Here is an 8,070-nt window from a genome sequence, read left to right as displayed (position 1 = left end):
GCGAAGATCACGCAGATCTACGAGGGCACCAACCAGGTCCAGCGGATCGTGATGGCCCGCAACCTGCCGTAACCCGCCCCGACCTGCACCGACGGTCGGGTCGGCCGGCCCACCCGACCGTCGGTGCCGCGGCGTCGTCCCGATGCTAAGTTCCGGTGAATGAGCGACAAGGAAGAGCAGGACCAGTCCATGAACGACGGGCCCTCGAAGCCGGCGATGCGCGAGGCGCTGGTGGCCGCGGCCTTCGAGCTCTTCCTCGAGCGCGGCTTCGAACAGACGACCATCGACGACATCGTCTCGCTGGCCGGCGTCGGCCGGCGCTCCTTCTTCCGGTACTTCCCGGCGAAGGAGGACGTGGTCTTCCCCGACCACGAGCGCAGCCTCGCCGAGATGACGGAGTTCCTGGAGTCCGGCTCCGGCGAGGAGGACCCGGTCAGGCACGCCTGCGACGCCGCCCGCCTGGTCCTGCGGATGTACGCCGAGCAGCCCTCCTTCTCCGTCCAGCGCTACCGCCTGACCCGCAAGGTGCCCGGCCTGCGCGCGTACGAGCTGTCCGTGGTCTGGCGCTACGAGCACACCCTGGCCGCCTACCTGCGCGGCCGCTTCGCCGACCGCCCCGACGGCCCGCTGCGCGCGGACGTGATCGCCGCGGCCGTCGTCTCCGCGCACAACCACGCCCTGCGCACCTGGCTGCGCTCGGGCGGGGAGAGCGACTGGGTGGCCGAGGTGGACGCGGCGATGGGCTTCGTCACCGGCACCTGGAGCGACCGTCCGGCCGAGGCCGCCGAGGGCGAGTCCGACGACGTCGTGGTCCTGGTCGCCAGCCGCCGGGCGCCGCTGTGGCGGATGGTCCGGGGCATCGAGAGCGCGCTGGGCACCGACGCCCGGCAGGTCTGACGGACCGCCGGTCCCACCGTGCCGCCCAGGCGCACCGCCCGGGTGTACCGCGCCGCCCGGGCGCACCGTGTCGCCGGGTCCCACCGTGCCGCCCGGGCCTACTGCGCCGCCCGGGCCACCGAACGACGCCTCACCCGGGCGGCCCAACCGCACCCGGCCAGGCGCCGGTCGACCACCCGTGCGCCGTGCGAACCCCGGGGGTCCGGGCGAGACTCGGTCCCAGGAGGGGCCCTCCCCGACGGCGGGCGGCCCGGGAGTGCGAGGGAGCGGCGATGCCGGCGACGTCCCAGCAGAGCAGCGGTCCGACCCTGCGTGAGGTGCTGCTGCACAAGGGCTACCTCCGCCTGTTGCTGGTCTCGGCGCTGATCGGCATACCCGTCTCGCTGGCGGCCTTCGGCTTCGTCAGCCTGGAGCACGAACTCCAGCAGTGGGTCTGGGAGAGCCTGCCGGAGACGGCCGGCTACCACCAGGCCCCCTGGTGGTGGCCGCTGCCCGCGCTGCTGCTGGCCGGCCTCCTGCTGGCCCCGATCGTGACCCGGATGCCCGGGCACGGCGGTCACGTCCCGGTCGACGGGTTCGGCGGCCCGCCCACGCTGCCCGTCGACGTCCCCGGTGTGGTGCTGGCCGCGCTCGCCTGTCTGCCGCTCGGCGTGGTGCTGGGCCCGGAGTCCCCGCTGATGGCGCTCGGTTGCGGCCTCGCCCTGCTCGCCGTCCGGTCCGCCAAACGGGCCGAACAGCCGCAGCTGGTGGCCGTGTTGGGAACGGCGGGATCGGCGGCGGCGATCTCCACCATCTTCGGCAGCCCGTTGGTGGCCGCCGTGATGCTGATCGAGGCGGCCGGGCTGGGCGGTCCGCGGCTGATCGCGCTGATCCTGCCCAGCCTGCTGTCCGGCGGGGTGGGGGCGCTGGTCTTCACCGGCTTCGGCCACTGGACCGGCCTGTCGATCGGTGCGCTCTCGCTGCCGAGCGTGCCGAGGAGCGGGGTGCCCGACCCGGGGGACTTCCTCTGGGGCGTCCCGCTGGCCGCCGCGATAGCCGTGGTCTGCGTGGCCGGGCAGACCCTCGGCCGCGGGGTGAAGGCCTTCGTCACGACCGCCACCGCGCGACAGACCGCCCTGCGCACCGTGCTGTGCGCGGTCGCCGTCGGCTGCTGCCTCGCCGCGTACGCCCTGATCACCGGCCGCTCCCCGGAGCAGGTCGCGCTCTCCGGGCAGGCCACCCTGGGAGCGCTCGCCGCCGATCCGGCCGACTGGCCGGTCGGCGCGCTGCTCGCCCTCGCGCTCTGCAAGGGGCTGGGCTGGTCGATCGCGCTCGGCAGCCTGCGCGGCGGCCCGATCTTCCCGGCGCTCCTGCTCGGTGCGGCCCTGAGCATGGCCTGTGCGCCGCTGCCCGGCTTCGGTACCGCGCCCGCCCTGGCGGTCGGCCTCGCGGCCGCCGGTGCCGCCGTCACCGGCCTGCCGGTCACCAGCACCGTCCTGGCCGCCGCCCTGCTCGGTGGCCAGGCGGCCGACTCGATGCCGCTGCTGATCGTGTCCACGGTGGTGGCCTTCGTCACCGCGGAGTCGTTGCGCGGCCGGCCGAAGCGGGGCGCCGCGCCCGTCGGCCGCACGGAGCCCGCCGGGGCGGGCTGACGTCGGTGCGGCCGGTCCCTCCCGGTTGCGTTGCCCGGGCCCACCCCGCCGGCTGGGGCCGATCCGCCCACGGTCGGCGGCACGGCGGCGAGCCCGACAGCCCGTCAGCCGGAGTCGGAGTCGGAGCGGGTGCCGGTGTCGGTGCCGCGGACACCGACCCGTCGTGATCGTCGACCGGCGCTGCGGTGGTCCCGGCCAACCGTTCCCGTGCGGAGCGCCCTCGTATCCGGCCGTTCGCATGATGCGACCGAGGGGCGGCCCCGCCGGGACGGTCCGGGGCAGGGGGCCCTTGGCCGCGGGGGAGGGTGACGCAGAGTGCTCCAGCCGACTGATCCTGTCGTATAGGCATACGAACGGTGTTTCCGCTGGTGGGGGCGGCGTTTCTGACGGGACGTGAGGCCGGACGGGTCGTGGCGCCGGTTGCGGCGGGATGTGGCGCGTGGCTCTCTGAATCGCGGCGGGGCTGAACGGCACCGCCACCCAACCAGAAACTCCGTGGAGGAGATTTTCATGCGTGCTCTCAAGCGAGTCGTGGCCGTCGGCGCCCTCATCGTCCCGCTCATGGTCGGCTGCGCCGGGCTGGCTTCGGCTCACGAAGGCCTGGAGGCGGACTACGGCAAGGGCTTCTTCATCGCCAACCAGAACGGCGCCGGCGTCGCTGCCGTCGAGTCCCACGTAGGCCCCGACGGTGTCTCGCACGCCGACTTCTGGATCTGGGCGGACGACAACGGCGTCTCCGGCTCCTTCACGGGTTCGGGCGCCACCTTCAACGATGACTCGACGAGCGCCCCCGCCGCCGCCCCGGCCGCCGCCACCCCGGCCGCCACCACCCCGGCTGCCGCCACCCCGGCCGCCACCCACGAGTCCACCACCCCGGCGGTCACCACCCCCGCGGCTGTCACCCCGGCGGCCGCCCCGGCCGCGGCCCACGAGTCCACCACCCCGGCGGCCGCCCCGGCCGCCACCCACGAGTCCACCACCCCCGCGGCCACCCAGCCCGCCGCCGCTGCCCCCGCCGCGGCCGAGTCCACCGCCACTGCTCCCGCCGCGGCCGAGCCCGCCGCCGCTCCCGTTGCGGCCGAGCCCGCCGCCACCACCCTCGAGGCCGCTCAGCCCGCCGCCAGCGAGGAGTGACCGAACCCCGCCGCTTCGGGTGTGACCCCGGCACCGTCCCGTAGGGCCGGTCCCGCCAGGACGGAGGACCGCGACCGAAAGGCATAGCCGAAAAGCAGAAAGGCCCCAGATCATCTGGGGCCTTTCTTGCTGTGTCCGAGGGGGGACTTGAACCCCCACGCCCGATAAAGGGCACTAGCACCTCAAGCTAGCGCGTCTGCCATTCCGCCACCCGGACCGGGTGTCGTCCTCGCGGCTTCCGATCTCTCGTCCGTCGCGCTGACAGATGTAACTGTAGCAAAGATCGGCTTGGGGTCCCAAAACGGTTCCCGACCGGCCCCCGCAACCGGTGACGGCGGCAAGGGGCGCCGTGTGGCGGGGGCGTGACCAGGGGGTTTCGGGAGCGCGCGGGGGCTGGATCGGGGTCCGGGGCTGGGAGAGGATGGGCGGACGTGCTCGTACGGCCCGGGTGCAGGTCCTGGGGGTGGCGCGCTGGTGCGTCGGTGCGGGCCCAAGACGAGGAGTGACCGTGAGCGAGCGGAGCGAGTCGGCGGCACCGAAGGTGACGGCGGAGTCCGAGGTCGCCGAGATCTGTCGCGATCTGATCCGGATCGACACCAGCAACTACGGGGACGGCTCCGGGCCGGGCGAGCGGAAGGCGGCCGAGTACGTGGCCGAGCAGCTCGCCGAGTTCGGGCTCGAACCGAAGATCTTCGAGTCGGCCAAGGGCCGGGCCTCGACCGTGGTGCGGATCGAGGGCGAGGACCGCTCCCGTCCGGGCCTGCTGATCCACGGCCACACCGACGTGGTGCCGGCCAACGCGGCGGACTGGACCCACGACCCGTTCGGCGGCGAGATCGCGGACGGCTGCGTCTGGGGGCGCGGCGCGGTCGACATGAAGGACATGGACGCGATGACCCTGGCGGTCATCCGGGACCGGCTGCGCACCGGGCGCAAGCCCCCGCGCGACATCGTGCTGGCCTTCCTCGCCGACGAGGAGGCCGGCGGCACCTACGGGGCGCGCTTCCTGGTGGACGAGCACCCGGGGCTGTTCGAGGGCGTGACCGAGGCGATCGGCGAGGTCGGCGGCTTCTCCTTCACGGTCAACGACCAGGTCCGCCTCTACCTGGTGGAGACGGCCGAGAAGGGCATGCACTGGATGCGCCTGACGGTCGAGGGCCGGGCCGGCCACGGCTCGATGGAGAACGACGACAACGCGATCACCGAGCTGTGCGAGGCGGTCGCCCGGCTCGGCCGGCACCAGTTCCCGCTGCGGATCACCAAGACCGTCCGGGCCTTCCTGGACGAGCTCTCGGACGCGCTCGGGGTCGAGCTGGACCCGGAGAACATGGACGAGACGCTGCGGGTGCTCGGCGGCATCGCCAAGATGATCGGCACCACGCTGCGCAACACCGCCCAGCCGACCATGCTCGGCGCCGGCTACAAGGTGAACGTGATCCCCGGTCAGGCCACCGCGCACGTGGACGGGCGTTTCCTGCCCGGCTACGAGGAGGAGTTCCTGGCCGAGCTGGACAGCGTGCTCGGCCCGCGCGTGAAGCGGGAGAGCCTGCACTCGGACAAGGCGATCGAGACCGGCTTCGACGGCGCCCTGGTCGAGGCGATGCAGACCGCGCTGCGCGCCGAGGACCCGATCGCCCGCGCGGTGCCGTACTGCCTGTCGGGCGGGACGGACGCCAAGTCCTTCCAGGACCTCGGCATCCGCTGCTTCGGCTTCGCGCCGCTCCAGCTGCCGCCGGAGCTGGACTTCGCCGGGATGTTCCACGGCGTGGACGAGCGGGTGCCGGTGGACGGTCTGAAGTTCGGCGTCCGGGTGCTGGACCGGTTCATCGACGCCTGCTGAGAGCCCTGATCAGGCGACTGGGTCGGCCCGCTCCCGGAGTGCCGGGGGCGGGCCGACCGCATTGTCCTAGCTGATGATTGTGGGACGGGAAGAAGAAGATCGACAGAAGCGATTCTGCTCGCAATTCCAAGCTGATCATGTGTGCGAGGCCTCACCGTTGCGGGTGAATGGGAGATCCACTCCGTACCCCGTTTGCCGCAGCGTCGTTCATCCCTGTGCAGCCCGCCGAACGGGTTGCGTTGTCCGTACAGGAGGAATGATGAAGGTCAAGAAGATCGCCGCTGTCGCCGCCGCCACAGGTGGCCTGGTGCTCGCCGCCGCCGGTGTCGCGTCCGCTCACGCGGGCGCCGAGGGTGTGGCCGCCGGCTCTCCGGGTGTGCTCTCCGGTAACCAGATCCAGGTTCCGGTGCACATCCCGGTCAACTTCTGCGGCAACACCGTGAGCGTCGTCGGCGTGCTGAACCCGGCGTTCGGCAACCACTGCGCCAACGTCTGAGCCAACCTCCGGGCCACGCGGGCCTGTTGAGCCGACTCACCGGCGGCCCCCGGGCGGCGGACGCGCCGCGCCGGGGGCGTTCGCGTTCCCGGAGGTCCGGGCGGTCCGGGCGGTCCGGCCTTCCCGGTGTTCCGGGCGGGTCGGTCCGGTCCGGAGTGGGGCGGGCCCGCCCGTTCGGGGTCTGCCGGACCCGTTCCGGGGCCCCGTCGGCCGCCGGATACACGAGGTCCGACACGATCGCTCGATCGGGTGAAGCCGATTCGTTCGGCTCAACCTCCCCGTTGGCCCCTCGTTAACCCGTGTGCAGCCGAAGCCCTTGCGTGATTTACGGATATACGGAAATTCCGACTTTTTTAAAGGTTCATGTCAAGGTTGACACGTCGTCTCGAAAATGTCAGGGGAAAAGATGAGGAAAGTAGCCAAGAAGGGGATCCTCACGGCCGTGGCCACCGGCAGTGTGCTGGCCTCGACCGCCGGCTACGCCTATGCGGGTGGAGCCGAGGCGCAGGGGGTGGCCGCCGGCTCGGCGGGCGTCGTCTCGGGCAACTCGGTCCAGGTGCCGATCCAGGTGCCGATCAATGCCTGCGGCAACACCGTCGACGTGATCGGCTTGCTGAACCCGTCCTACGGCAACCGCTGCGCCAACGTCAACGGCGGCGGGGGCCAGCACGCGTCCAAGCCGGCCCACAGCGACCAGAGCGGTCAGAGCAGCCAGAGCGGCCAGCACGGTGGTGGCTCGGGCGTCACCGGCGCCGGCCACGACGGCCGCGACAGCCGCGTCGACGGTTCCGCTGCCGACGGGCGTCAGGGCTCCACAGTGCCGGGTACCGCGGTGCCGGGCGCCACCACCCTGCCGGCGGCCGCCGCGCCGGGTACCGCGGTGCCGGGCGCAAGCGCCTCGGGTGTCGCCGCCGGCTCTCCGGGCGTGCTCTCCGGCAACAGCGTCCAGGCGCCGGTGGACGTCCCGGTCAACGCCTGCGGCAACTCGGTGAACGTGGTCGGTGCCGCCAACCCGGCCTTCGGCAACCACTGCGCCAACGTGGAAGAGGTCGTTCCGCCGCCCGCCCCGAAGCCCAACCCGAAGCCGGTCGAGGGCTGTGTGGAGGTCTGCCCGACCCCGCCGAAGGTCTCCTCCGAGGAGGTGACGAACGTATCCCGCAACTCCACTCCGCCCGTCAAGGCCGAGGCGGCCGTCGTGGCGCCCGCCAAGGCCGTCGCCAAGACTCCGCCGCAGGGCCCCCAGCTGGCCTCCACCGGCGCCGGTGGCGTCGAGCTGCTCGGTGGTGTCGGCCTCGCGCTGATGCTCGGCGGTGGCGTGCTCTACCGCCGGGCCCGGGCCGGCGTCCGCTGATCCGGCCGCGCGGGAGCCGGGGCGCACACTGAACCGGACCCGCGCACCCTTCGTGGGAACGACGTACCCGCGGCCGCCGAGTGAACCGGTGGCCGCGGGTGCGTGAAGGCTCCATGCGAGGTGTGTCCGGGGCGGCCGTGCCCCGCTCGTCACCAGCTCCGGACCTGCCGGATGATCCGCCGCTTCAGTCGGACCGTCCGGCTGCCGTCGGGGAACAGCCTGAGCCGGTCGAGCTCCCAGTGCCCGTACTCGGCGTGCTCGGTGAGCAGTTGGCGCGCCGCGTTGCGCGTGGTGCCGCGCGGCATGCGCAGGGACTGGTACTCGTACTCCGGCTGCCGGACCGGCTTCCGTGGGGTCAAAACGCTCCTCCTGGGGGTCACCTTCGGGCAAGCCTACGGCCTGCCCCGGACAGTCGGCCCGGGCATTTCCGGCCGTCCCTCCCGTGCGGAGGCGGCGGCCGGAAGGGGCGGGACCCCGTGCCGTCGACTGACTGCGTATCAGTCCCGTTGCCACTGTGGAAGGAATACCCCGATCCCGGCGCGCGAAGCCGCACCCGGGCGGCCCGGTCGAGTCCGTTGCGCGCCCTCCGCGCCCGCTTCGCGCCGGTGTCGCAGGGGGACGAAGTGGCACGGATCGGACATCAGGGGGGAAGTTGCGGTGAAATCGCGGGCGTAGGTGACAACCGCTGTGCGTACCGGCGCCGCGGGGAGATAGCGTCTGC

7 protein-coding genes and 1 tRNA gene are annotated in these 8,070 nt (G+C 72.9%); 6 read left to right on the top strand and 2 right to left on the bottom strand.

The features are described from left to right. The first annotated feature begins 159 nt into the window (after positions 1 to 159). The 3 genes from ABZ449_RS10590 (at position 160) to ABZ449_RS10580 (ending at position 3,662) form a co-directional block, all read left to right on the top strand. Positions 160 to 897, top strand: coding sequence for a TetR family transcriptional regulator (locus tag ABZ449_RS10590; RefSeq protein WP_360343400.1), 738 nt, complete (start codon positions 160 to 162; stop codon positions 895 to 897). A 272-nt stretch (positions 898 to 1,169) separates the two neighbouring features. Further along, positions 1,170 to 2,528, top strand: a complete 1,359-nt coding sequence (locus tag ABZ449_RS10585; protein WP_360343397.1) for a chloride channel protein — start codon at positions 1,170 to 1,172, stop codon at positions 2,526 to 2,528. 510 nt (positions 2,529 to 3,038) lie between these two features. Beyond that, positions 3,039 to 3,662, top strand: a complete 624-nt coding sequence (locus ABZ449_RS10580) for a hypothetical protein (RefSeq protein ID WP_360343395.1) — start codon at positions 3,039 to 3,041, stop codon at positions 3,660 to 3,662. Between the two features lie 132 nt (positions 3,663 to 3,794). On the opposite strand, the gene ABZ449_RS10575 is transcribed toward ABZ449_RS10580, so the two are convergent. Then, a tRNA-Leu gene (locus tag ABZ449_RS10575) sits at positions 3,795 to 3,879 on the bottom strand. Positions 3,880 to 4,170: 291 nt separating this feature from the next. On the opposite strand from ABZ449_RS10575, the gene ABZ449_RS10570 reads away from it, so the two are divergent. The 3 genes from ABZ449_RS10570 (at position 4,171) to ABZ449_RS10560 (ending at position 7,349) form a co-directional block, all read left to right on the top strand. Then, positions 4,171 to 5,502 (top strand): M20/M25/M40 family metallo-hydrolase, encoded by a 1,332-nt coding sequence (locus ABZ449_RS10570; protein WP_360343392.1) that lies wholly within the window; start codon positions 4,171 to 4,173, stop codon positions 5,500 to 5,502. Between the two features lie 259 nt (positions 5,503 to 5,761). Then, positions 5,762 to 5,998 (top strand): chaplin, encoded by a 237-nt coding sequence (locus ABZ449_RS10565; protein ID WP_360343433.1) that lies wholly within the window; start codon positions 5,762 to 5,764, stop codon positions 5,996 to 5,998. Between the two features lie 442 nt (positions 5,999 to 6,440). Next, a complete protein-coding gene (locus ABZ449_RS10560) occupies positions 6,441 to 7,349 on the top strand; it encodes a chaplin (RefSeq protein WP_360343389.1) in 909 nt (302 codons plus the stop codon). Positions 7,350 to 7,498: 149 nt separating this feature from the next. On the opposite strand, the gene ABZ449_RS10555 is transcribed toward ABZ449_RS10560, so the two are convergent. Continuing rightward, complete coding sequence (locus tag ABZ449_RS10555; RefSeq protein ID WP_224285495.1) at positions 7,499 to 7,708, bottom strand: DUF5703 family protein; 210 nt, start codon at positions 7,706 to 7,708, stop codon at positions 7,499 to 7,501. Positions 7,709 to 8,070: the final 362 nt, after the last annotated feature.

It is taken from the genome of Kitasatospora sp. NPDC005856 (assembly GCF_040629945.1).
GTDB lineage: Bacteria > Actinomycetota > Actinomycetes > Streptomycetales > Streptomycetaceae > Kitasatospora.
Note: the sequence above shows the minus strand (reverse complement) of the source record. Positions and strands in the feature narration are given on the sequence as shown.

What these genes read in the sequence shown, in the direction of transcription:
- ABZ449_RS10590 (WP_360343400.1), top strand. Translation starts at nt 160, where the DNA reads ATGAGCGACAAGGAAGAGCAGGACCAGTCCATGAACGACGGGCCCTCG.
- ABZ449_RS10585 (WP_360343397.1), top strand. Translation starts at nt 1,170, where the DNA reads ATGCCGGCGACGTCCCAGCAGAGCAGCGGTCCGACCCTGCGTGAGGTG.
- ABZ449_RS10580 (WP_360343395.1), top strand. Translation starts at nt 3,039, where the DNA reads ATGCGTGCTCTCAAGCGAGTCGTGGCCGTCGGCGCCCTCATCGTCCCG.
- ABZ449_RS10565 (WP_360343433.1), top strand. Translation starts at nt 5,762, where the DNA reads ATGAAGGTCAAGAAGATCGCCGCTGTCGCCGCCGCCACAGGTGGCCTG.